Annotated in this window: 14 protein-coding genes; 6 read left to right on the forward strand and 8 right to left on the reverse strand. The window is 41.2% G+C overall.

Features of this window, described 5'->3' with window-relative positions; all coding sequences use genetic code 11:
• Nucleotides 1-159: 159 nt before the first annotated feature.
• Together GXP67_RS34895 and GXP67_RS34900 are read right to left on the reverse strand one after the other, a co-directional pair.
• Nucleotides 160-1,614 (reverse strand): RagB/SusD family nutrient uptake outer membrane protein, encoded by a 1,455-nt coding sequence (locus GXP67_RS34895; RefSeq protein ID WP_162447410.1) that lies wholly within the window; start codon nucleotides 1,612-1,614, stop codon nucleotides 160-162.
• A 25-nt stretch (nucleotides 1,615-1,639) separates the two neighbouring features.
• Nucleotides 1,640-4,711 carry a SusC/RagA family TonB-linked outer membrane protein gene (locus GXP67_RS34900; protein WP_162447411.1) on the reverse strand — a complete coding sequence of 1,024 codons (3,072 nt, stop codon included), beginning with the start codon at nucleotides 4,709-4,711 and terminating at the stop codon, nucleotides 1,640-1,642.
• A 413-nt stretch (nucleotides 4,712-5,124) separates the two neighbouring features.
• Here GXP67_RS34900 and GXP67_RS34905 point away from each other — a divergent pair, with 413 nt between their 5' ends.
• Nucleotides 5,125-5,706, forward strand: a complete 582-nt coding sequence (locus GXP67_RS34905) for a hypothetical protein (protein ID WP_162447412.1) — start codon at nucleotides 5,125-5,127, stop codon at nucleotides 5,704-5,706.
• A 335-nt stretch (nucleotides 5,707-6,041) separates the two neighbouring features.
• Here the strand turns inward: GXP67_RS34905 and GXP67_RS34910 are convergent, their stop codons facing one another.
• The 6 genes from GXP67_RS34910 to GXP67_RS34935 all read right to left on the reverse strand — a co-directional run bounded on the left by GXP67_RS34910 (nucleotide 6,042) and on the right by GXP67_RS34935 (nucleotide 15,024).
• Entirely contained in the window at nucleotides 6,042-6,290 is a 249-nt protein-coding gene (locus GXP67_RS34910; protein ID WP_162447413.1) for a hypothetical protein, read from the reverse strand.
• A 426-nt stretch (nucleotides 6,291-6,716) separates the two neighbouring features.
• Complete coding sequence (locus GXP67_RS34915; RefSeq protein WP_162447414.1) at nucleotides 6,717-10,304, reverse strand: VCBS repeat-containing protein; 3,588 nt, start codon at nucleotides 10,302-10,304, stop codon at nucleotides 6,717-6,719.
• Nucleotides 10,305-10,378: 74 nt separating this feature from the next.
• Nucleotides 10,379-11,596, reverse strand: coding sequence for a DUF5005 domain-containing protein (locus tag GXP67_RS34920; protein WP_162447415.1), 1,218 nt, complete (start codon nucleotides 11,594-11,596; stop codon nucleotides 10,379-10,381).
• 309 nt (nucleotides 11,597-11,905) lie between these two features.
• Entirely contained in the window at nucleotides 11,906-13,186 is a 1,281-nt protein-coding gene (locus GXP67_RS34925; RefSeq protein ID WP_162447416.1) for a sugar porter family MFS transporter, read from the reverse strand.
• A gap of 41 nt (nucleotides 13,187-13,227) precedes the next feature.
• Nucleotides 13,228-14,244, reverse strand: a complete 1,017-nt coding sequence (locus GXP67_RS34930) for a LacI family DNA-binding transcriptional regulator (protein WP_162447417.1) — start codon at nucleotides 14,242-14,244, stop codon at nucleotides 13,228-13,230.
• 255 nt (nucleotides 14,245-14,499) lie between these two features.
• Nucleotides 14,500-15,024: a VanZ family protein gene (locus GXP67_RS34935; protein WP_162447418.1), complete on the reverse strand. Its 525-nt coding sequence runs from the start codon at nucleotides 15,022-15,024 to the stop codon at nucleotides 14,500-14,502.
• 521 nt (nucleotides 15,025-15,545) lie between these two features.
• On the opposite strand from GXP67_RS34935, the gene GXP67_RS34940 reads away from it, so the two are divergent.
• The 5 genes from GXP67_RS34940 to GXP67_RS34960 all read left to right on the forward strand — a co-directional run bounded on the left by GXP67_RS34940 (nucleotide 15,546) and on the right by GXP67_RS34960 (nucleotide 23,756).
• The gene (locus GXP67_RS34940) at nucleotides 15,546-16,448 is read left to right on the forward strand and encodes a helix-turn-helix domain-containing protein (RefSeq protein ID WP_162447419.1); all 903 of its coding nucleotides are present in this window, start codon (nucleotides 15,546-15,548) and stop codon (nucleotides 16,446-16,448) included.
• Nucleotides 16,449-17,524: 1,076 nt separating this feature from the next.
• On the forward strand, nucleotides 17,525-17,779 hold the full coding sequence (locus tag GXP67_RS34945; protein ID WP_162447420.1) for a hypothetical protein: 255 nt from the start codon (nucleotides 17,525-17,527) through the stop codon (nucleotides 17,777-17,779).
• A 109-nt stretch (nucleotides 17,780-17,888) separates the two neighbouring features.
• Entirely contained in the window at nucleotides 17,889-18,953 is a 1,065-nt protein-coding gene (locus GXP67_RS34950; RefSeq protein WP_162447421.1) for a cobalamin-independent methionine synthase II family protein, read from the forward strand.
• A gap of 70 nt (nucleotides 18,954-19,023) precedes the next feature.
• Nucleotides 19,024-22,257, forward strand: coding sequence for a SusC/RagA family TonB-linked outer membrane protein (locus GXP67_RS34955; RefSeq protein WP_162447422.1), 3,234 nt, complete (start codon nucleotides 19,024-19,026; stop codon nucleotides 22,255-22,257).
• 26 nt (nucleotides 22,258-22,283) lie between these two features.
• A complete protein-coding gene (locus GXP67_RS34960; protein ID WP_162447423.1) occupies nucleotides 22,284-23,756 on the forward strand; it encodes a RagB/SusD family nutrient uptake outer membrane protein in 1,473 nt (490 codons plus the stop codon).
• The last annotated feature ends 91 nt before the right edge of the window (nucleotides 23,757-23,847 follow it).

Below are 23,847 nucleotides of genomic sequence, written 5' to 3' on the forward strand. Positions count from 1 at the left end.
CTGCCTCCGCCCCTCACACAGGCTAAAACCGGCCACACTGTTGCTGCACCCCTGCCCGCTAAAGTAAAAATCTATAATTAAGTACAGTATTATTTTGCTTTGTATGTCTGCTGCTATCTCCGAACACATTTTAACTATATGTATTTGAAAAATACCGGCTTAATACCCTGTATTTTGTGGCAGATTGGTATTTACATCTCTTTCGCGTTGAGGAATCGGGAACAAATTATAGATAGGATTTACTACAATTCCTTTTGCCTCCTGCACTTTCTCTTCTAACATTCCGGTTCTCACCAGGTCAAACCAGCGGTGGCCTTCGGCTACAAACTCTTTCCTTCTCTCCAGAAGCACTTCTTCTCTGAAACTTTCAACACTTGCTATATTCGCATCAGGCAAGTTGGCCCGGTTTCTCACCATATTCAGGTACTGATTCGCCACACTTAAATTATTAAGTTCGGCCTGTGCCTCTGCATAGGTTAACAGCACATCTGAATAGCGGATCACCGGAAAATCTTGTTGGGAATCGCCAGCCACTGGTTCAGCCTCCCGGTCCCAATACTTCTGAATATATATATCATTTAGCTTGATTACATTTTTATCATCATCTAAGAACTCAGTCAGAAATGTTACGTTCTTTCTTTCATCCTCTGCAGAAAAGGAATCATACAAGTCTTTTGTAACCACCTGCCACCCTTGCGTATTGCGGATACCAGCAATTTCCTGTGAAAGCTCAGGGGGTAAAAGCCTTACGTTAAATTGCCCGAATTCCCAGAACGAAATTGCCCCTCCGGCATCGCCAAAACTCACAGAAAAAATGGCTTCTTTTCCATTTCTGTTTGTGTGCTTAAATGCATCTGCAAAATTATTCCAAAGTTCATACTTCGCAGATTGAATAACCTCTAATGCCTTAGCCGATGCGTTTTGCCAATCTTTTCTGGTTAAATATACTTTGGCTAATAAGGCTTTAGCAGCACCACTTGTGGCACGCCCTTCCTGAATGTCTCCATCTAAAGGTAAATCCTCTGCTGCCTGAAGGTCGCTAATAATTTGTGTGTAAACAGCCTCTACATCTGAAACATCCGGCGTTAAAGGAGCTTCTTCAGTGATGAGCAAAGGAACCTGCCCGAACATTCTCACCAGATTAAAATAAGACAAGGCTCTGAGAAACTTCGCTTCATTTACCAATCTGTTTCTAGTATCTTCATTTATCTGGGCTGCAGGTATTCTTTCTATGGCGATATTTGCCAGCGTGATTGTTTTGTAATGAATCCGCCAGATGGTATTGACACTCGAATTTTCAGCATTCCAGGAAAAAGTACCCAGCTGGTCATTTGCAATGGCTCCATTTTGCTTGTTTATCATTTCATCAGAAGCCAGACCCATGGCCACCCAGGTGGTACTGTGGTAGACTCCTTCCGGGCCGGAAGAAGTAGAACCCAGATTGGCATATATTGAGTTAACGGACGCTACTGCATCTTCTTCTGTTTGATAAAAGCGGTCCTGGGCTATTCTGTCCTGAGGGTCTTCGTTCAGGAAATCTTTGCAGGAGCTAATGCAAAAGAACACCAGTAAAAAGATCAGGATGGAGGTTTTATGATTGAGTATGTTTTTCATGTGTGCATGCATTAATGATTTACAATTAAAACCCGAGGTTTAAACCAACTGTATATGTTTTTGCCTGGGGATACCCTCCAAAGTCAACTCCTACAATGTTTGTAGTTCCGCCGTATGCATTCCCTTCCGGATCATAACCGCTATAATCTGTTAATGTCCAAAGGTTGGTACCACTTACATAAATTCTGGCATTGCTGAGCTTAATTTTTTCTAACAGGGAAGCAGGAAAATTATACCCGAGCGTAAGGTTTTTTAAGCGCAGGTAAGAAGCATCTTCAACAAACCGGGAGGAAAAAACATTATCGTTAGCCGTATATAATGCACGCGCATAGGTGTTGTTAGGATTTTGGGGAGTCCATCTGCCCAGGCCAGCTGAGGCCAGTACATTTTGCCGGCCATTCACATTGGCTAAATCTCCCAGATTCTGGTTCACCATTTCATTCCCCTGCGATCCCTGGAAGAAAAAGGATAAGGTGATGCCTTTAAAGGTGAGGGTATTATTTACACCCCAGGTAAAATCTGGTTGAGCCGACCCAATAATGGTCCGGTCAAAATCATTAATTACACCGTCCGGCATGCCATTTGGGCCGCTGATATCTTTGTATCTCCTATCTCCTGCGGATGGATTCTGACCTGCAATCACCGGGCTGTTTTTTGCCTCATCATCTGTCTGGTAAATTCCATCAAACACATACCCGAAAAAAGTACCTATAGGCTCTCCTTCCCGTAATATATTTCCTCCAATGCCTAAATTAATATCTTCCTCTCTGGCCAGGTTCGTGATTTTATTCCGGTTCACCGATACATTCACAGATGTCGTCCAGCGAATGTTTCCGTCTATATTCACAGAATTAAGAGCTATATCGATTCCTCTGTTTTGAACATTCCCGATATTGAGCAAGGTAGTTTCGAATCCTGATGTATAAGGAATGGGTGTACCCAGCAATAGATCTTCGGTATTCTTATGATACACTTCTACAGTAGCCCCCAGTCTTCCCTCCAGAACAGACAGGTCAACTCCTATGTTGGCTTGCTTGGTGGTTTCCCATTTTAAATTTCTGTTGGGATAAGAAACCGGTTCTCTTCCCCGGAACGCTTCAGAGCCGGAAGAAGTACTAAATACACCCTGCCCGATTTGCCCGATCAAGGCAAGTGAACCATAGGGCGGGATCGCCTGATTACCGGTTACGCCATAGCTGGCTCTGAATTTTAAATCATTGATAAAGTTATTGGATTTCATAAACTCCTCTTCTGAAACTCTCCAGGCGAAGGCGGCAGAAGGGAAAAAACCGTATTTGTTTCCCTCGGCAAACTTGGAAGATCCGTCAGCACGGCCTGTCAGCGTAAACAGGTATTTATTCTTCAACGAATAATTGATTCTGCCAAAATAAGATAAGATGCTCCATTCCAGTTCTCCATTGGTAGTCGTTTGCGGATTATCAGCAGAACCTATATCGTGCCAGCCGGTGCGGGATTCCGGGAAGCCAAACGCATAGGAATTAACCGATTCATTTCTGAACTGCTGCATTTCAAATCCAAGCAATGCATTAATGGTATGGTCCTGATTGATTTCTTTATTATAGGTAAGCGTATTGGTATTGAGCCAGGTGAGTGCTTCAAGCGTAGAAACACCTGCCTCTCCTTTACTGTTTTCTGTTCTTTTGAGGAAGTTTGGGCCGAAAGAATTGGATTTTGTAGATAAGCCATCTATGCCGAAACTGGATCTGAGTGATAAACCCTCTACGATTTCGTATTCGGCAAATACAGTTCCGAGTAATCTGGAGGTGGTCGTAGTAGAAATATATTCTTTTGCTTCTGCTACCGGATTGGCTATGGCATCTCTTCTGTCATGCTGGAAAGTATATCCGCCTGGCCGAAGTGGGTCATATACCGGAAGAATGGGATTAAACAGAAGGGCGTTATATACTACCCCCTGCACAACCGGACCGGGACCAGTTAATACGCCATTATTAATTGTTCTATTGTAAGACAAATTCACCCCAACCTTTAATTTTTCATTTACATCCGTATTCAAATTCGTCCTGAAGGAATACCTGTCCAGGTCAGATCCTTCTACAATTCCGTTCTGGGTAAAAAATCCTCCTCCTATGGCGTACTGGGTTTTATCATTTCCTCCGGTTAAAGAAAGTTGAAAATTGGCAATAGGCGCCTGCCGGAATAGTTCTTCCTGCCAGTCTGTGCCCTCTCCAAAACTTTCGGGGTTTGTATATACAGGGGTTAACTGGGCATTTTGATTCGCCTCGTTTACTAACTGGGCAAATTGGGTTGCGTTCAGCAGATCAAGCTTTTTGGTAACGGTTTGTACCCCGTAATAACTTTCAAAATTCACTGAAGCCTTCCCTGCTTTTCCTCTTTTGGTGGTAATTAATATCACGCCATTAGCAGCTCTGGAGCCATAGATTGCCGTGGCGGAAGCATCTTTTAACACTTCAATCGACTCGATATCACTGGGATTAATAGTAGCCAAAGGATTTACAGCAGGCCCTCTTCCACCGATTGAAGTCTCCCCGCTATTGCTGTTAATCAACATTCCATCAATCACATATAAGGGTTCACTGCTGGCATTCACAGAACTTGTACCCCTGATCCTGATATTGGTTCCCCCTCCCGGCGCACCTGTTGATTGAACCACTTGTACACCGGCAGCCCTTCCTTGCAAAGCCTGGTCAAAAGTAGCCACCGGAATTGCTTTTAACTCAACAGAGGATATAGAAGATACTGAGCCTGTTAAATCGGATTTTTTTACTGTACCATAGCCAACCACCACCACTTCTTCCAGGCTTTGCAAATCTTCTGACAAAGTTATATCAATGCCCGATCTTCCATTCAATGTGATTTCTTGCGTGATGTATCCTATATATGAAAATACCAGGATAGTATTCTCAGGAGGTACACTCACGCTGTAATTACCATCTTGTGTGGTTACACTGCCAATGGTTGTATTTTTTACCAGTACGTTTACACCAGGCAGCGGTTCGCCTTTGGAATCAGTTACCTTGCCTGTTACTTGTTGCTGTGCCATTACCTCTAACCAGACAGAGGTGAATAATAAGCCTAACAGTAGTATTCTTTTCATAAATATAGGTTGATTAGGGAATGGATCGGCTGTTCTGAATAAGAAGGTTATTGACCTCTTTAAAAAGCCATCCAACTATTTTAAAACGATTTATATTTCATTCAAAGTATGGCAATAAATAAAATTAGTGATAAAATAAAACGTTTTAGTGAAAAACTAAATCGTTTTAGCAAAAAAACCAAAAATTTCGATTAAACAAAATTCTTTTCATAGAAAAATTGCTACGCTTTTACTTCACCGGGCTGAGTAATAATGGATGGTACACCAAAAGCTTAACAGATAGGTATGATGGAAACTGAGAATATATGCTTGAGCCGCTGCTATCCGGAAAGTAGTTAAAGCCATTTGTCCGCTTATCCTTCCATTGCTATATTTTAAATTTTACAGTAATCTATTTCATCATACATTGAAGGATGAAACAGATCCTCTTACATAACCAGCTAAATAGAATGTTTGTGATACAGGAAAATAAAAGTACAGCAACGCTATGGCTCGTTTATGCCATTACTGTGTTGGTGGGAGGTTTTGTGGTGATTGTACTGGCCATGTGGGTTTACGGCCACCTCTTCAACCAGGAACCCATTGACCAGACTGCCTGGATCATTTTAGCCGCCTTACTGTTAAGGGTATTTACCGTAGTGATTGCCCTGGCCAGCATACAGAAATGGGGACAACTTTTTCCCTCATGGGCGGTGTTAGGAGGATTAGCTGGTTCGGCCAGTGCTCAGTTGATCTATCCCATCGCTGAACTGATCGTAAAATTAGTATTATTAACGGGTCTGATAGAATCTTCTCCCACAGGCTTAGGGAACATGAGTCTGACTGGTTGGTTTAACCTGAGTGCGGTGTGGGTTATATTTGGTATACCTGGTATATTATTTATGCTGGCAGCTAAAAACTATAAAATAAGCAGGGGGCTTTCGAACAGATGGATATGGATTGGAGGTTTGTCAGGCATCATTACTTTATTTTTCATTGGATTTTTGATTGGCTGACAGGAGATTATTCATAAGTGCAAGTTTACGTATGGACTTAATCAGCGGCCAGGAGGAAAAGTTTGCCAGAGCCTTACTCTAACTATTTTTCAGTACTCATTACAAAAAGTTAATTTGTTTTGAAGTATATTATCTTTTATCTCATACGCCGTCCTTCCTTTCTTTGTCATTGCTACAAAGAAAGGAAGCAAAGAAAAATCTAGAATTCTCGAGGAGAGAGCCGAAGAGAACCAACATAGTTGTCAATGCTTTCCCACTCAGAGCCTGCGCATTGCCCGCTGTTTTTTCTGGCCTACACACATGGAATTTTGTTCTTTATTTTATCTAACTGATAATCAATCCATAAAATAAATGGGTAACGTATCATATCCTTTATCCTCTGGTAATACCATGGCAAGCATAGTTAAAATAACAAGCCGTGGTTGTTGCACAACATATAAAAGGGCAAAACTTGCCGAAGAGAAAGGATTGAAGATGCAGAAGAAAACAGACTGCTCCACTTTATTTTCAGACTGATACAGAAGAATGATAATAAATTCAGAAACGTTTTCATTCCCTCTGTCCAATGCATAGGAATACCTCATTTTTTTCAGCACTTTGGGCTTTTTTCGTCTCCATAAGCAAAAAGATTAAATTAACGTTAGCGTAGATATTTGATGAATCTAAAACTTATATTCTCTTTTGCGGGCAGGGGTGCAGCAACAGCGTGGCCGGTTTTGGCCTGTGCGAAGGCCGGAGGTATGTGCGACTATCGGCCATTTCAGCGTAAAACAGGCTTTGTTGATGCAGTCTTTTTCTTTTGTTACTGGCACACAAAGCTGGCTCAAAGCTCTCGCTTTGCCCTCTTTTGGACAAGCATAAGAAAAGTAAAGACGGCCTAAATAAATGGATGCTGTGATATCTGTTAAATCCTTGTTTAACAGTTTTTTATCTCCAATCTTAAATTAACACGATTAAGAATTTCTCTTGTATGAATAGATAGAGGGCAAAAAATCAGATAATGTATTGATCTATTTACGCTTATTCGATACAGAAACGGTATTTTTATTTACATGCTTTTGTGCTTTTCCTCTGGAATCAACAATTTCAAAATATTCAACTTCTTCCGGTATTTCCAACGTTCGGGATGATTGAGAAAGATAGCCTGAAGCATAATAAAACTCTACCTTTCTACTTTTTGCATTTTTCATCCGGAGCGTACCAAAAGCATCTAACCCATCTAAATTGTAAAGCTTTGATTTCTGAGGAACCGTAGTGGAATACACCTGTAAGCTATCCGCGTTAGAAGAACCGATAATTAATGCATCGCCATTTCCGGTATATAGCTGAATTAATGACCGGGCATCTGCATCCATAAAAAATCCACTCTTGCCAAGATGAACAGATGAAAAGTTGCCTTTTCCATCTCCCCGAAGATATAATCCGGAGAAAGCATCATACCGGCCAATGGAAACATCCGGTGCATATGAATTTCCTGTAAGTAACACATCCAGATTTCCGTCATTGTCCACATCTTTAATCAGTATGCCATGAACAGGAGCAAACTGAGCTTGTATGGGCAATGCTTTCAGAGAAAATTTTCCTTGGCCCAGGTTTTCCATATAGGAAGAAGCAAAGTAGTTACTTTCTAACACCAAAGCTTTGTCACGGACTTCGGGAGAAACAATATCATCCATGGTGGCTTTCGCATACTCGTTATACTTGAAAAACTTTTTTCCTAAACGGGGCATTTGGCGGAGCAATACATCCCGCGAATGCCAGGGGTAATTTTTACCTTGAGCATACCGGGCTAAAATAGCATGATGTATTCCGGTTCCATCCAGATCACCAGAATAGATGGTGAGCGGTTCATCTTCAGATGCTTTAAAAGGAGTATTCAACCCCACATTTCCCAATATATAGTCAATGTCTCCATCATTGTCCATGTCGCCTCCGGCAAGGCTGTTCCACCAACCGGAAGAAGCATTGAGTAAATGAGTAATTGAGTGAGTGGGTGATTTGTTTTTACTAGAAGAATTTTTCTGCGGTCTGTTGACTGTTAACTGTTGACTAATCTTTCCCTCATCAGCATTCCAGGGAACGAGTTTTCCCTTCACATTTTTAAAGAAGGTTACTGGCATCCATTCGCCTACAATCAACAAATCCACTTGTCTATCATTGTCAAAATCAGTCCATAAGGCAGCAGTTACCATACCTATATTTCTTAACTCCGCACCTACTTCATTGGTGACATCCTTAAATTTCCCAGCTTCATTCCGGAGAATATAACTCTGCGGAGCCTGCGGATATTTTTCAGGCAACACCCTCCCCCCTACAAAAAGATCAAGATCACCATCTCCGTCAAAATCTGCGGCAGTTACAACAGATTCGCTTGCCTTTATGGATGGAAGTGCCGCCATATCTTTCTGAAACTTTCCCTTCCCATCATTTTTATAAAGCCTGTCCTGGTAATTTTCTGAGTTAGCTATAAACTCAGTTCCGCCACTCACTACATACAGATCCAGATCACCATCATTATCCGCATCAAATAAGAGGCTCCCCATATCTTCATATCCGGCATCATCCGGAAATTCATGTTTGATAAATTTCCCGGAAGGCTGTTGCAGATATAGCATACCCGGATTACCGGCTGAGCCGCCTATAAAAAAATCATCCAGTCCATTGCCATCTACATCTCCTGCCGACATAGAAGGCCCCATATATGAATGCGTATGAGGAAGTAAGGTTTGAGCGGTTAAATCGGAATAGCGATTTTCCTTATGCAAAAAATGGATGCCATACTCCCTGGAAACTTCTGAAAAAACCGGTTGATCTGCCAGGCTTTCTTTTTGTTCGTTAAAGGAATTCTTAGCCTGCCGGTGATTTATTGTCAAACGCTGATTGGCTTTTACATGTAGCAGTTGTTGCTTTCTTCCATCTGGCCAGTATATGTCGATTGTATCAACTGTATTTACTTTTCCCAGGCCAAAATGAACTGTATTATCTACGGTTGACTGATAGCCTCTGTATAGGGTATGCTCATGGAGTTGAATATTACCTTTGTATTTCAAGACTACTTTGGCACCCAAAGCCATTCGGTTCAAAGAGTCACCTTGCAGCGAAACCTGTAAATAATTACGCCCATCAAGTCGTTGTGCTTCATTTTTGTAAACAGATGCCGGATCATTAATATTATTGATCACCAGATCCAGGTCGCCATCGTTATCCAGATCGCCAAAAGCAGCACCATTTGAATAGGTAGGTTGGTCGAATCCCCAGTCAAGCGCTTTGGTAAAGGTAAGATCACAATTGTTTTTAAAAGCATAATTAGGAATTTTTACGCCATCCTGCGCATCCATCAATGCTAACAAGGTTGCATTTGCCTCTTTTGCCTCCTGAAACATCTTTTTATTCTCACTGTAATTGATAAAATCCTTATCTGTGATGTCTTTCAGATAGCCATTGGTAATGAAAAGATCTTTAAAGCCATCATTATCAAAATCAGCGAGTAAGGGACTCCAGCTCCAGTCGGTTTTATCTATTCCAGCCAGCTGGCCAATTTCACTAAAATGACCATTTCCGTTATTTAGCTGAAGCGTATTGCGCATATACTGAGGTTCATACCCCATCTGAATCATGTAGCTGAACTTTTCATTGCTCATGCCTCCAGACATGGTTTTCTGCCGGTAATTATCTTCCGGAAGCATATCCACTACCACAATATCGGGCAGTCCATCATTATTAAAATCGGAAACATCCACTCCCATTCCGTTGTAGCTCTGGTGCTTCAGGTAATCGCTTATTTTATTGGTAAAGGTGCCGTCCTGATTGTTGATGTACAGCAGATCATTGCTCAGAAAATCATTGGAAACATAAATATCGGGCCAGCCATCACTGTTGAGATCATTGATGGCCACTCCTAATCCGTATCCTTCCGTCAAGATACCGGCCTCTTGGGATACATTGGTGAAAGTAGGGTGTCCAGCCGGACCATTACCATTATTTCTGAATAATTCATCCGTGTTTTTGGCTTCGCCATTTTTTCTTTTGGGATGAAGAGTATTTACAGCTTTGGGCGAATGGTCATGGTTGAGCAGGTAAAGATCTACATCTCCATCTTTATCATAATCAAAAAATGCGGCTTGGGTAGTATAGGCAGTATCTGCAATGCCATACGAAAGAGCAGATTCATTGAAGGTGTTGTTTCCATTATTCACAAAAAAAAGATTTGTCCGGTCGGCTGGGTTCTGGCTGCCAGCCCGGCTGACATATATATCTACAAACCCATCGCTGTTTACATCGGCCATCGCCACTCCGGTACACCATCCCTTTGTAGTTACGCCTGCTTCTGCGGTAATGTCCTCAAATTGAAAGTTTCCTTTATTCAAATACAGTTTTGAAGACACGATATTTCCGGACAGAAAAACATCGGTTAATCCATCATTATTAATATCTCCCAGCCCTACCCCTCCTCCGTTGTAGAAATACATATACTCCAGAATATTCAGCGAATCTGTTTGCCTGATATCATTAGAAAAATGGATTCCTGTCTCTGCGGAAGATAAAAGCTTGAATAAAGGATCTGATTTTTTTGTTTCAGGTTTACAAGCAGATAGCATAAGGCAAATGCAAATTCCCCATACAAAACTCTTTTTTATGCAAACAACATAGGTACTATTAAAGGGGATCAACTTCATTGTTGTAATCGTACTTTTATAAAACGCGGGCGATACAGTGTTGGATTGGCTTTTATTTCGTTTCGAAAATCAAATGCATTCACATTATAACTGATCAGCAGTTCACCTGGCGCAGAAAGATTAGGATGGGCTTTGGCATTGTAGGTAATATAATTTTTACGCTGCATTTCTTTCGCTTCGTAGACTTTTATAACTGGCCCGAATGGTCCGTAAGGTGTGCGGCCTAGGCGTAGTCCAACTGTCGGACTTAATCCGCTTAACGTAAAGACAAGGGCATATCTGCCATCTGGAAGGGCAGAAATACTCAGTTCATTAGAAACATCAGTGGCTACAAGCTTTACCTGTTGCATATCTGCATTCCACTCTTTTCCATCCCAGAACCGCCAGGCACTAAAGTTTTCAAAATCCATAGGCTTTACCCTGGCAACCATTAGGCCTTTTCTGTTTCCATACACATAAATATATCCATCCGGATCAGGCGCTCCGGATTCTTTGGTGTTCACAAAAATTCCTGCTCCAAATCCGCCATCTTCAAAGCGAAGGGGCGTTTCTATCTGACGTTGTTTTGTAAAGGGAGGGCGGCTATTGGCAGGTATTGCAATCAAATCGGTGCTCATTTCTTTGAATGACCAGTCATCGCTTTTATCAAGGTTGCGCATCCGGTAAGCAAAAATATAAATGCTATCTGAAGCTGTGTTCAGAAATCCGTCTCCAAGCCAGTAATAATCTCCTTTTTTTGCAGTTGAGGTATTGGGAGAAAACAAGTGTATTGGTTTTCCTGCGTCATTGGTAGCCCATTGAAAACGAATATTTTCTTTGTTAGGCTTACTTCCTTTCAGATACGCAACTGTATTGTTAACCATCACTTCGCCAGATTGCAAGGTACTATCTGCTGAAATTTCTCCGATCATCGTATCACTGAATATGAACATGGTTTCAGTAGTTGATGCAGCCGGTTCATTATCCTTTGCATTCAGTGGTATCGCAAATATACCATCCCCACCAAACCAGCCGGAAGTTCTGTGAAACAAAGCTGTCCATTCGGGAGATTCTTCTACGGTAAATTTCAGGGTTTCAATATCTGTAGTGGCTGTTGTATCAGTTGCTTTTTCTTGGGCTGCCGATGTATCTTTCTTAGTTGAACACATACAGCACAACAGTACACTCATTGAAATACAAACCAGATTGTGAATGAAAGTGAATGGATATTTCATAGAATATGTTTAAGTCTGGCAATTATCTGGTTCTTACCTCGAACGCTTCTCTGCAAAATAAGCCGTTATGTTTTTCTGGTAGTTGTTAAAAGAGTATTCACCGGAGCAAATTGTAGAACAAGTTTAGATCACTTATTAGCATATCAGAAACGTCCGGTAAAAATCTGTTAATTATCCTGTTTTCCAGTAAATTATTGCTATTATTTGGCTAAGTTAATCGATTTAGCATCGTAATTCAAACATTTTTAGGTATTCTTTAACTTTCCAATAGAATAGCTTCAAATAAAAACAAACGGGGTAACTAAAATCCTAAGAGGAGATAAGTTTAGTTTCAAGTTCTTCGAGAGAAACGCCCTTGGTTTCAGGCATAATAAAAGCGGTAAATAATAGCTGCAGTACCATGAGAAGCGCAAAAGAGGCAAATATGATCCAGGGTGCAAATTCATTGATGAACACAGCTCCAAAGAGTGTGATCATAGCTGCAAAACTATTTAGCAGCCCTGAACCCCAGGCCTGTCCGAATGCCCTTATTTGTGTAGGAAAAATTTCAGCAATGAACACCCAGATAACAGCCCCCTGACCAACTGCATGAGAAACAATGAACAGGAGAACAAAAATAAGTGTAAAACCAGCTGGTAAGCCATAATAAAAACCACAGGCAACCATCGTCAGGCTTATAATGTATCCCACTGAACCAACATACATGAGTTTCTTTCTGCCTATTCTGTCGATGAGGGAAATACCCACAAGAGTGAATACCAGATTAACCACTCCAATGGATACTGCACTCAACAAAGACTGAGCCGTTCCGTATCCGGCCTTTTCTAATATTTCGGGAGCATAAAACAATATGAAGCTTATTCCGGAAAACTGATTGAAGAATGCGATCAAAAATGAGAGCACCAAAGCCTTTGTATACTTTCCCGAAAATAACCCTGCATTGGCAAGCGTACTATCCTCATTTTTCACCAGATCTAAGTTCTTTAAAGCCTCATCCTTTCTTTTCAGCATAAGCCATCTGGGGCTTTCGTCAATGGTGAATAGCAACAGGGTATACAGAAATGCAGGTACCACCATGATGCCCAACATCCATCGCCAGTCACTGTCTGCACTGTCAATTCCCGTGAATGTGTAGTTAGAAAGATACGCCAATAGTATTCCGGTTACAATATTTAACTGAAACAGCATGCCTAGTTTACCTCTGTGAGTAGCATGACTGGTTTCCGATATATAAGATGGCGCAGCAATGGAACCAATGCCTGCGGCTAGTCCTCCAATGAACCTAAAGCAGGAAAACATATAGGGTGAGATTGCCAATGCAGTGCCCAGCGCCGAAATAGTAAACATCACTCCTACGGCTATCAACGTAACTTTTCTTCCTAAATTTTCAGTCGGATACCCTCCAAATAGAGCGCCCAACACGGTTCCCCACAAGGAAATGGAGATGATAAATGTGCCATGAAACCAGTCAGAAATATCCCATAAGTGCTTAATGGGCAGATTGGCTCCGGATATCAGTACAGAATCGAAACCAAACAGAAATCCGGCAAAAGAAACTATTAATACACATCGAAAAGTCTTTCCATTCATTAGCAGCAGTAAATTTCAAAGAGTCAATTTGATTGCATGGGTTAGGATGATTCTCTAATGATGAGCGTGGTGGATAAAGAGATGGTCCTGGCAGGTTTTTTTTCAGATGCCGGCTTTTGCATATTTTGTAAAAGGGTATCAATTACGGTCTGGGCTATTTCTTCAATAGGCTGTGCAACCACTGTAATACCGGGTTTGTAAATTCTGAAAAGATCATGATCATCAAAGCAAACCACGGCAATATCTGTTGGAATCTTTAAATATAATTGATTGATTGCCTCCAATCCGGCTATGGCTAGATAATTGGTACCAAACAACAGGGCATCCAGCTGTTTATTCTGGCTTAGAATGAGTTTGACATCTGCCACATACTCCTGGTGTTGAGTTTTGAAAGGAAGTGGATATACATATGGAATCATCCCATAATCTGTTATAGCCTGCTTATACCCGATGATGCGGTCTTCCTTTTCGGGCTTTACGAGGGCAAGGGCTACCAGGCCGATATTTTTATACCCACGTTCAATCAGGTGTTTAACAGCGCTATACATTCCCTGCTGGTTATTCACCATCACCGTATCAGTTAATTTACTCCCAAATTTTCTGTCAAACAGCACAATGTTCTTCCCTTTTTCTATCATTTCCTTTATTTCACTCTCCAATCCCTTCGGTGGAGCCAGGATGCAGCCATCCACACTAAGTGTATTAAACATAGCCAGAAAATCTTTCGCACGGGTTTTATCATTCTCAGTACTGCAATACACAATCTTGTAGCCATTCTGATACACCTTATCCTCAATCAACTTTGCAATACTGGCATAAAAAGGATTTGATATGTCTTCTACCATCAGCCCGATAATATTTGTCCTGCCGGTGCGCAAACTTTTAGCAAACAGATTTGGCTGGTAACCAAGCTTCAAAGCCTCCTTCTGTACTTTTTCAACTAAGCTATCACTAATCCTTTTTTCCTTCGCTTTTCCGTTTAGGATGAAAGATATAGTTGTCTTAGAAACATTTAATTTCTTAGCCAGGTCATTAATCGATGGCTTTTTATCTGTCATTTTTATTGTGGATGATTAGAGAATCTCAAGTTGAGTGAAAGGAGTCGGAATTCTTAATTCTCAAAAATACAAAATCAAATGAGTATTTAATTATTATATACACCTTGAAAAACAAAACTGACACTTTAATTAGAATAAAACGAAGGCATTATCAGGCCCACTGTTTTCGAACAGGGGCAGAAAAGAATAATTTATAATCTTTCCCAATAGGTAAATACCCGAAAGGGGTTAGTTAATTTGGCTTCCTGAATTTTGTTATTGATATCTGATTGGTAGCCTATTCATTTTTAGTAACACTAATACTACAATCATTATTACCGTTGATGCAGCGGCAAGTAGGTTTATGAGTTTTTGTGCTTTACATCTATTATTAAATGCTTTGTCAAGCCCTTCAAATAGCATTACTCCCGTCACTGCGCCTGTAGTATTGGTAATTAAATCTGTCACATCAAAAGCCCCAATTCTAAGAATATATTGAAGTGCTTCAATGAATAAACTAAGAGAGAAAAACAAGAGAAGTTTTGTCGCGAAAATCCATCTTTCAAATAGAATTCCAGCATAGATGCCAAGGGGCAGAAAAATCACTACGTTCATTATTTTTTCACTCGTGAAGATTATCCCTTCGCTAAAGGGAATAAAGTTTGTTATTCTTTCTCTCATATAAGAAAACCGTATCCCTAACTTTAGTAGCAAAATGTAGTACAAAGCAATCAAATAAATGATAAATAATAGGGTGGTCCACCTGTTGCTTACCTTACTATCTTTTAATCGTTCTTCCATATTTATTGCAAATTCATACGATTGATACTATGGTATGAAGACGGTTCGTGTGTAAAATCGTTTTTAGTTAGAATCGCTGATCTATCACTCGTTTGTGGAAAATTGACCGCTACCAGTTTAATGGAAGGTCTTTACTTTATTTAAAGCCAAGATTAAAAAGATAACGAATTTATTTTTTTCTTATTGGCAGTCCTTTTTTCTCTACTATGATATATTAATCTTAACTTTTTAGATGCATTTTAGTAATTGTTCAACAGTAATTAGAAATGAGTGCATATGATCTCTTCCTTGGCATGAACTTTAAACTTATATGTTCAAAAAGTGGTTGCTTAAACGTATTATATTTTCTAGCCAAATTTTAACAACAAACTGAGGCAGAGAGTAAAGGAATCAAGAAAAACAACTATCCCTTATCATAAAACAACTAAAGGTAGGATAAAAGCCTCTAATAGTAGCGGGTTTTATTTGCATAAGAACACTTTGGCGGGATAATTTTGTAGCATCAAAAACAAAATAGAAGGATGCTTCATTCAAAATCAATTGGCAATAAGATTGCCCTGGCAAGAAAGAAACATAATCTTTCTCAAGCAGAACTTGCTCAGCAGGTTTCGATCAGTCCACAAGCAGTTGGTAAATGGGAACGTGGAGAATCCATGCCCGACATTTCAACCCTAAACCATCTTGCAGAAATATTAAAGGTTGATCTTAACTACTTTTCGGAAAGTTTCCATTCTGACAACCCGGATGTGTCTACTTCAAGGTCTGCTCAAACAACTATAGATGAAAATCAAACTTTCAAGCCTAAGAAGAAGTTTGGCTGGAATTGGGATATGTCAAAAGGAAACTGGGTTGATGTGGACCTTTCAGGATTGAAGGATGTACAAGAAAAACTGGATTCCTCCAATCTGAAGAATTGCAAGTTTATGGGTTCAGACTTGTCTGGAATTTTGCTTAAAAGCAACTCTATTGAAAAGTGTGATTTTACTGGTACAGATTTAAGGAACAGTAAAATCCAATCATCCTCCTTAAAAGATACCAAGTTTGACAACTGTTCTCTGATAGACGCAGAATTTTCAAAAACAAGTGTAAAAAACTGCAGTTTTAGTTCTACCAATTTTTCAGGGGCCGAATTTTTTGGAGCTAATTTCCAAAGCAGTATTGTTGAAAATGCCGTTTGGAAACACACCTCCTTTAAGGAAACAGCTATCAGCGACATCGTTTTTCAAGGATTAATGGAAGATTGTGCTTTTGAGTTTTGTGCTTTCAGTAAAGTAGTATTTAAAAATATGACTTTGAAGCACACATTTTTTAAATGCAAAACGCTAAAAAAGATTCAATTTATAAACTGTGAAGCTGACCGGATCACCTATGAATTGTTGAAAAGTGGAAAAGCCGATTTGTCTGGAGTAAGTTTGATAGCTTAACAAAGAAAATAAAGACACTACCCCCTATTAGTAATATAAGCTTGCCGAAGATGGCAGACAAGGTGCTTTTAGAATACGTTAGTGCTAAAAATCTACCACTGTCGTAAGTTCAGAACCGTTAACTGGGAGGAAATTAGAGAGCAAAAGCAGAACATAAGTGGATATTAATAAGTAGAATAGAAATTATAGAATGCTCTTACTGGCCATAGGTTGACAAAATATCTCCCTTTTCTTTATTGAAAGTACCGTTCTCTGTAGTTAATTCGAAAGGGAAGATAAAATAATCTCTCCTTTCTTGAAATTTGTTATAATGTGCCATCACTGAAAGTATTACACTTGTTAATATTTCTTCCTCAGTAATATCCTAATAGACAGGTGAATTAGTAAGTCTGTCTCACAAACATGATATTGAATTTAATAGTAACATAGCCCTATGGGTCATATTTGGGCGGTTTTTCTTCTCAAAATCTGTCTTTGTGATTCTTTCGAATCGGTGCTGATTGGTGATTATTTATTTACAAGATAGCTCCCATCCATGAAAGATTGACAACAAAATTCCCTTTAGAAAATGAATCATATAAACTAATGAGCCGGATACTTACTGCCTTTTAGTTCGTATCTGTCTAATTTAATTATGATTCCATTTACAAAACAGAGTTTTGCTCAAATAAGAAATTCCCAAGTTCAAATAAGAACTTGACTCATTGAAGTATTTCCTCATCAAATTATTCATAAGTCTAATATCTTGTTTTGTTAAACTATTTCACCTCAAAATTTAATTACGTATATGGCATATGTACACCTTGATAATAACATGGACGCTATTGTTGGACTGATGATGTAGTGGCTTCAAACGGCCAGAGCATTGAATGGCGTAGCCCAAGTACTTCTGTAAACTAACGAAGGTTTATCTGCAGCTAGACAGGAACTGGTTGCAACGCATGTTTTACGTTTGAATATCTGTACTTTCTGTTAAATATCCTTTTAAATGCGTCTTTAGATAAGGTAGAAATTATGAACTAATTCCAGGTTCAGCTTCTGCGCCCTATGGCCGGGTTTCCTTTAACAGCGTACTAATGATGCGCAGCAAATATCCTTTCCAGTTTCAGAGTTTGAGGGCAATAACTAAAATAGGTATTATCCATATAAGTGCTTCTTCTGCCGATGCTTCGCCGGTTTATGATGTTGCCCTGCGCTATACCAGATCCATCAATAATCGCTTTGCCTTCAAAATCAATGTTTCTTACCTGACCGGCATGGACAATAATGCTACCTACTTATACAGATGTAGATTCCAGAACCTAAACTCACAGATAAATGCACTGGTCTAGCATAACTTATGTAATGAAATCTATTATGAGTCGGTGTAATGCCATGTATTATGCTGACTCTTTATGCATTAGTTCATCCAATCATTTATTACTTTAACTAACCTTTATCATGACTATTCCAACCGAATCTATTGGCAGCATCCCACGCAAACGGGAGCTAATTGAAGCTATTCATCAGGGCTTAGCTACTATTCAACTCAAAGCACTCTACCAGGCGTCCTTGCAGGAAACCATTAAATTACTGGAGCAAACCGGCTCTTCTGTCCTCACTGATGGAGAACAGACCAAGTCCAGTTTTGTTACCTATCCACTCGAGGGCTCTACTATCTTGTCTCCCAATGGAGCAGTCATCCCCTTCGCCGACGGACATACCCGCCAGTTACCTGCGCTTAAATCGGGCCCATTCCGCTACACCCATTATGCTGACCAATACCTCAAACAGGCACAGCAATACACCCGGCTTCCGCTCAAGCAGGCCGTTATTTCTGCTTCCGCTTTAAGTCTGCTTTACCCTACAGAAGGTATAGAAGGATACTCACGTGAAGAGTTTATCGGTGACTTACTCAATGAACATGAAACCGAAATCCGGCGATGCTTCGAGGCAGGTGCTTATAAAGTGCAGATTGACTTTACCGAAGGCCGGTTAGCACTCAAACTTGATCCTTCGGGTAATCTTTTACAGCAGTTCATTGACCTGAATAATCAGGTGTTATCGCGTTTTTCAGAAGCAGAAAGAAGCAAGCTGGGCGTACACGTTTGTCCGGGTGGTGACCATGATTCCACCCATAGTGCCGATGTAGATTATAAGGACTTTCTCCCTAAATTGTTTGAGTTAAAAGTGAAAAACTTCTATCTGCAATTAGCAAGCGAAACCAACCGCAAGCAGGTACTGGCCACCATCCAACAATACCTAAAGCCTGACCAGGTGGTTTTTGTAGGTGTAATTGATGTGCTTAATCCGGAAGTTGAAACGCCCAGCCAGGTTCGGGACCGGATTCTGGAAGCAGCCGACTATATTCCTCTTTCCCAATTGGGTACGACCGATGATTGTGGCTTTTCGCCTTTTTGCGATGATATTTCCACCACCCGGGACACCGCTTTTGCTAAAATTGCTGCCCGTATTGAAGGCACCAAACTGGCCGAAGCTGCGCTTGCTTCTCAGCAGCACGCCTGATTGAACAAACCGGCAGATCGATCAGAAGAATCGGTCTGCCAAGTATATTAAACAATTTAACTAAGGACCAATGAATATACCTATACATCCTCTTTCGGAAGTTACCAAAATCAATCACCGCTCATCTGTTTATTTCATTCCTTTTAGGATAAAAGCCGGTCTACTTGCTTGCCTCATCCTGGTTGTAAATCAACTTCTCGTTTTTCCAGTTCAAGCCCAGGAGGCTACCCTTCGTGGGAAAGTAGTTCATGCCACCAGCGGTTTGCCACTCTCCAGTGTTACCATTCAGGTCTCAGGTTCTTCCAAAGGGGCTACTTCGCAGGAAAACGGTGAGTTTACATTGACTGGCATTTCTGCCTTACCGGTTACTTTAGTTATCCGGCACCTGGGTTTTGAGGAACAAGCGATCCAGGTGAACTCACCCCATTACATTACCATCCAGTTGCAGGAAGAAGTGAATGTATTGAGTGAAGTAGTCGTGTCAAGCGGCTACAATGTTCAGCGGAAAAGTGAATTTTCCGGAGCGGTTGCCCTGGTAAATGCCAAGCAATTAGAAAACCGTCCATCTGTCAGCTTCGATCAGCTCTTGAGTGGTCAAGCGGCCGGCGTAGATATTCTACAACACACTGGCGTATTAAATAACTCACCGGTGATGCGTATCAGGGGGCTTAATACCATTACTTCGGGCTTGTTTCCTCTGGTGGTGGTAGATGGAGTTACTGTTTTTGTCGGCTCCATTGGTGGCCTGATTGGTAACAATCCTCTGGCGGATATTAACCCCAATGACATTGAATCCATTGATGTGTTAAAAGATGCGTCTGCATCCGCTATTTATGGGTCCAGAGCCGCCAATGGGGTTATGGTCATCACCACCAAAAAAGGCAAAGGTAAACCTAAGCTAAGTTATGATACCTGGGTGAGCCTGAGTACGCCCTATAATTTGCCACCCCTCCTGAATGCGCAGGATTATACGATGATTAAAAATGAGGCGATGGTGAATGCCGGTAGAGAACCCGGCTTTGCTTTAATGGAGAACCCGGACGGAAGCACGGTCAACACCAATTGGTACGATGTGGCCTACCGCACTGGTGTATCGCATAATCATAACATTAGCATGTCTGGGGCCAATGAAGCGACCAGTTATTTCTTTTCGGCAGGTTATTCTACTCAGAATGGTTTTATCCGATACAATACCTATGAACGAGGCGTAGCCCGGTTAAATATTGACCATAAATTGAATAATTTTCTCAAAGTTGGGGCTAATCTGATGGGCAGCAAATCCCTGAATACCGGGCCTAATACCGGGGCTATTTCGGGCAATTCTATGTCTTCTTCCTCTTACAATACCAATTACATTACCAATGAGCCTTTGGGCCGGATGACCTACGTACTGCCTCCCAACGTACCTGTTTTTAGGCCAGATGGAAGTTTTAATATTCAAAACGGAAACAGCGTAGGCTATGGAGCCAATATTCCCAGCCTGGTTGGGACCATCAATGCCTATAACTTAGAAGCGGTTTTACAACTGGATAAAAATTCTTCGGAGAACAACACTTTGTTAGGAAATATTTTTGCGGAAATAAACCTGCTGGAGAATCTGAAGTTCCGAACCAGTTATGGCTTGAATCAATTGCTGGTTGAGAATAAATCTTTTCTGAATCCGGTCAATGGAGGAGGTGCATCTGCCAACGGAGCTGCTACCAATACCAATACAAAATATTTGCGCACTGATTTTGTTAATACCCTGATTTACAACTTTAATCTTCAGGATGCTCACCATTTTAATGTATTGCTGGGAATGGAGCGGATAAAAACAACTATGGATGGCTGGGGAGCGCAGCAATCAAATGTGGCTGATCCTTCTTATTATATGTACCAGGGTGTTTTCGGAAATATTTCACCTACAGGAAATATCTATTCTGAGAACGCCTTATTATCCTACTTTTCCAGCATCAATTATGATTTTAATAAAAAGTACCTGTTGAGCTTCACCTTCCGCAGGGACGGATTATCGGCACTGGCGGCAGGCGAAAAGTATGGCAATTTTGGCAGTGGCTCCATTGGCTGGAATATCTCTGAAGAAGCCTTCTACAAGCAATCGGCCCTATCTCAAGTGGTCAATAACCTCAAATTACGGGGCAGTTATGGCATTGTGGGTAACAGCGAAATCGGGGATTATCCGGCCATTGGAATGTACAATTCCTATACCTATGGCGGACTTCCTGCGCTCTCCTATTCCCAGGCAGCCAATCCTAATTTACGATGGGAGAAAAGCACCAAGTTAGACATTGGTTTAAATCTATCCTTTCTGGAGAGCCGGATCAACCTGGATTTTGACTATTATAAAAACGCAGTGGATGGGTTGATTCTCAAAGAGCCTCAGTCCCTTTCAGCAGGTATTCCTAATAACTACATCAATGCCAATGTGGGCAGCTTATATAATGAAGGTGTGGAACTGGGGGTTAATGCGGTGATCATTAACGGCAGTGATTTCAGGTGGAACGCCAGTGTGAATGTGGCTACACTCAAAAACAAAGTAACCTCCTTGTCCAGTGATGTTTTTGTTCCCAGCATTTTTGGGGTGCATAACATGACGCGGGAAGGCTATTCCATCGGATCTATTTTCGCCGTTCCCTGCCTGGGTGTAAATCCGGATAATGGTTTGATGATGTTTGTCAACAGTGAAGGAAATACCGTACAATACAACCACGTAGGTTCGCCCAGATGGACTTACCTGGATGGTAGCCCTGCTCCAGCTATTGATAATTATAAGGACGGTAAAATTCAGGGACCATCCCTGCCCAAGATTTTTGGCGGCATTAATCAGACGCTTACTTACAAGAACTTTGATTTAAACCTCAATTTCACTTTTGTAGGGGGCAATAAACTTTATAACGGAACCAGGGCTACCAACTCTGATCAGCGGTATTTCAACAACGGAACCTTCATTAAAGACCGGTGGACAACTCCCGGACAGAAAACAGAAATCCAGAAGCTGTATTATGGAGACAATGTGTCGGCAGGTTTCTCTTTTAGTAGTACGTATAAGGTAGAGGATGGCTCTTACCTGAAGCTGCGGAATATTTCCCTGGGGTATCATATTCCATTAGATAATAAATTCTTGCAGGGAAAAATTTCTAGTGCCTACGTGTTTGTCCAGTCCGGGAATGTATTTACACTCACTAAATACCGGGGTTCAGATCCGGAAGTTTCCATTAATGGAAATTCCATTCATTCAGGTAAGGATCAGAATGTACCACCTACCGCACGGGTATTTACAGCCGGTTTAAATATAGGATTTTAATTAGTAGAGACGCCTAAAAAATCAACATGAAAACTTCATATACAACATTATACAAGTGGATGCTGGTGCTAAGTGTCCTATGGACTATCGGACTCACTGGCTGTAAGGATGATTTTTTGAATACGGTACCACAAACATCCGTCATAGAAAAGGATGCGTTCAATACGCCCGGTAAAATACTGGCACAGGTAAATAATCTGTACCGTCAACTGCAGAATCCAACCTTTTACGGGGGAAGATACATTATTTTTAATGAACAGCGGGCCGATGAATTTGGACAGAATGATGGGAATGCTGCTACAGGCTCTGCCGTGTGGAATCAAAATGTGGCTTCTACCAACGATTTTGTCAATAATGTCTGGTCGGCGGCTTATTCAGCTATTAATGCTTCCAACATACTTATGGATGAGCTGAGCCGGACAACGGTTATTTCAGATTCTTTGCGGCAATTATACACAGGTGAGGCTAAATTCGTTAGGGCCCTGAGTTACTTGAGTCTGGTGCAGACCTATGCCAAACCGTATGTCCTAGATAAAAATGCGTTAGGAGTACCGCTGCGCTTATCGGCCATTACTACTGCCGGAAACAATGACCTGGCCAGAAGCACAGTTGCTGAGGTATATACCCAGATTCTGAAGGATTTAGATGAGGCGGAAGCCAGCCTGCCGGTTGCTTACTCCTCGGCCATCTTAAACACCTCGAGAGCGCATAAAAGTACAGCCATAGCCTTAAAAAGCCGGGTGTACCTGATCCAGGGAGATTATATGAATGTCATGGGGGAAGCTTCTAAACTAGTTTCAGCCAGCAAGCCTTTCCAGTATACAGCTGGTTCACTTACGCATAAACTAGAGCCTTCGATTACTGCGGTTTTTAGCGGCAGTTATACAGGCCCTGAGGTTATACTCTCCATTCCCTTTATTAATTCAACCACCGAAACACCTCCTACCCAGAGTGCCCTGGCTTTTAATTACGTGAGTCAACCGATTATTTTTCTAACCAAAGATGGTATTGCCAGTGATCCTGCACTCAACTCCCCGGAAGATGCCCGGTCCTTGCTGATTGGAACCAATTCTGCCAAGCAAAAGGTGTTGAGAAAATTTTTAGTCACTACAGCTCCTTTCAGGGATTATGTACCCGTGATCCGGTATGCCGAAGTTTTGTTGAACTACGCTGAGGCTGCTGCAAACCAGAATGATTTACCAAAAGCTGCTTCCCTGTTGCAAGCCGTTCGTAATAGGTCGAATGCGAATTTTGTATTTCCTGATGCGGAGATGAACACAAAAGAGGCTTTGCTGAACAGAATTCTAACCGAACGGAGAATTGAATTGCTCGGAGAAGGGTTCCGCTTAGGAGATCTGCAACGGAGAGGACAGTCTTTACCGGCTAAAGTTGGTTCTATTGGCACGGCCCCTCAGGTTACCCCAACCGCTGGTAATTACATTTGGCCGATCCCCAGTGGAGAACTTTCCGCTAATAAATTGATTGTTCCCAATCCCTAAGGGAATAATTGATTCATTGCTCCACCTGACTCTGGAAATAATAAGAAGGCAAGAAAATGAAATAGTGTTCATTTTCTTGCCTATTTTACAG

It is taken from the genome of Rhodocytophaga rosea, assembly GCF_010119975.1.
Classification (GTDB): Bacteria; Bacteroidota; Bacteroidia; order Cytophagales; family 172606-1; genus Rhodocytophaga; species Rhodocytophaga rosea.

Excerpts from the sequence above, each read along its gene's own strand:
- GXP67_RS34920 (WP_162447415.1), bottom strand. The coding sequence starts at position 11,596 with ATGAAATATCCATTCACTTTCATTCACAATCTGGTTTGTATTTCAATG.
- GXP67_RS34900 (WP_162447411.1), bottom strand. The coding sequence starts at position 4,711 with ATGAAAAGAATACTACTGTTAGGCTTATTATTCACCTCTGTCTGGTTA.
- GXP67_RS34895 (WP_162447410.1), bottom strand. The coding sequence starts at position 1,614 with ATGAAAAACATACTCAATCATAAAACCTCCATCCTGATCTTTTTACTG.
- GXP67_RS34955 (WP_162447422.1), top strand. The coding sequence starts at position 19,024 with ATGAATATACCTATACATCCTCTTTCGGAAGTTACCAAAATCAATCAC.
- GXP67_RS34925 (WP_162447416.1), bottom strand. The coding sequence starts at position 13,186 with ATGAATGGAAAGACTTTTCGATGTGTATTAATAGTTTCTTTTGCCGGA.
- GXP67_RS34945 (WP_162447420.1), top strand. The coding sequence starts at position 17,525 with ATGATGCGCAGCAAATATCCTTTCCAGTTTCAGAGTTTGAGGGCAATA.
- GXP67_RS34960 (WP_162447423.1), top strand. The coding sequence starts at position 22,284 with ATGAAAACTTCATATACAACATTATACAAGTGGATGCTGGTGCTAAGT.
- GXP67_RS34905 (WP_162447412.1), top strand. The coding sequence starts at position 5,125 with ATGAAACAGATCCTCTTACATAACCAGCTAAATAGAATGTTTGTGATA.
- GXP67_RS34940 (WP_162447419.1), top strand. The coding sequence starts at position 15,546 with ATGCTTCATTCAAAATCAATTGGCAATAAGATTGCCCTGGCAAGAAAG.
- GXP67_RS34930 (WP_162447417.1), bottom strand. The coding sequence starts at position 14,244 with ATGACAGATAAAAAGCCATCGATTAATGACCTGGCTAAGAAATTAAAT.
- GXP67_RS34910 (WP_162447413.1), bottom strand. The coding sequence starts at position 6,290 with ATGAGGTATTCCTATGCATTGGACAGAGGGAATGAAAACGTTTCTGAA.
- GXP67_RS34915 (WP_162447414.1), bottom strand. The coding sequence starts at position 10,304 with ATGCTATCTGCTTGTAAACCTGAAACAAAAAAATCAGATCCTTTATTC.
- GXP67_RS34950 (WP_162447421.1), top strand. The coding sequence starts at position 17,889 with ATGACTATTCCAACCGAATCTATTGGCAGCATCCCACGCAAACGGGAG.
- GXP67_RS34935 (WP_162447418.1), bottom strand. The coding sequence starts at position 15,024 with ATGGAAGAACGATTAAAAGATAGTAAGGTAAGCAACAGGTGGACCACC.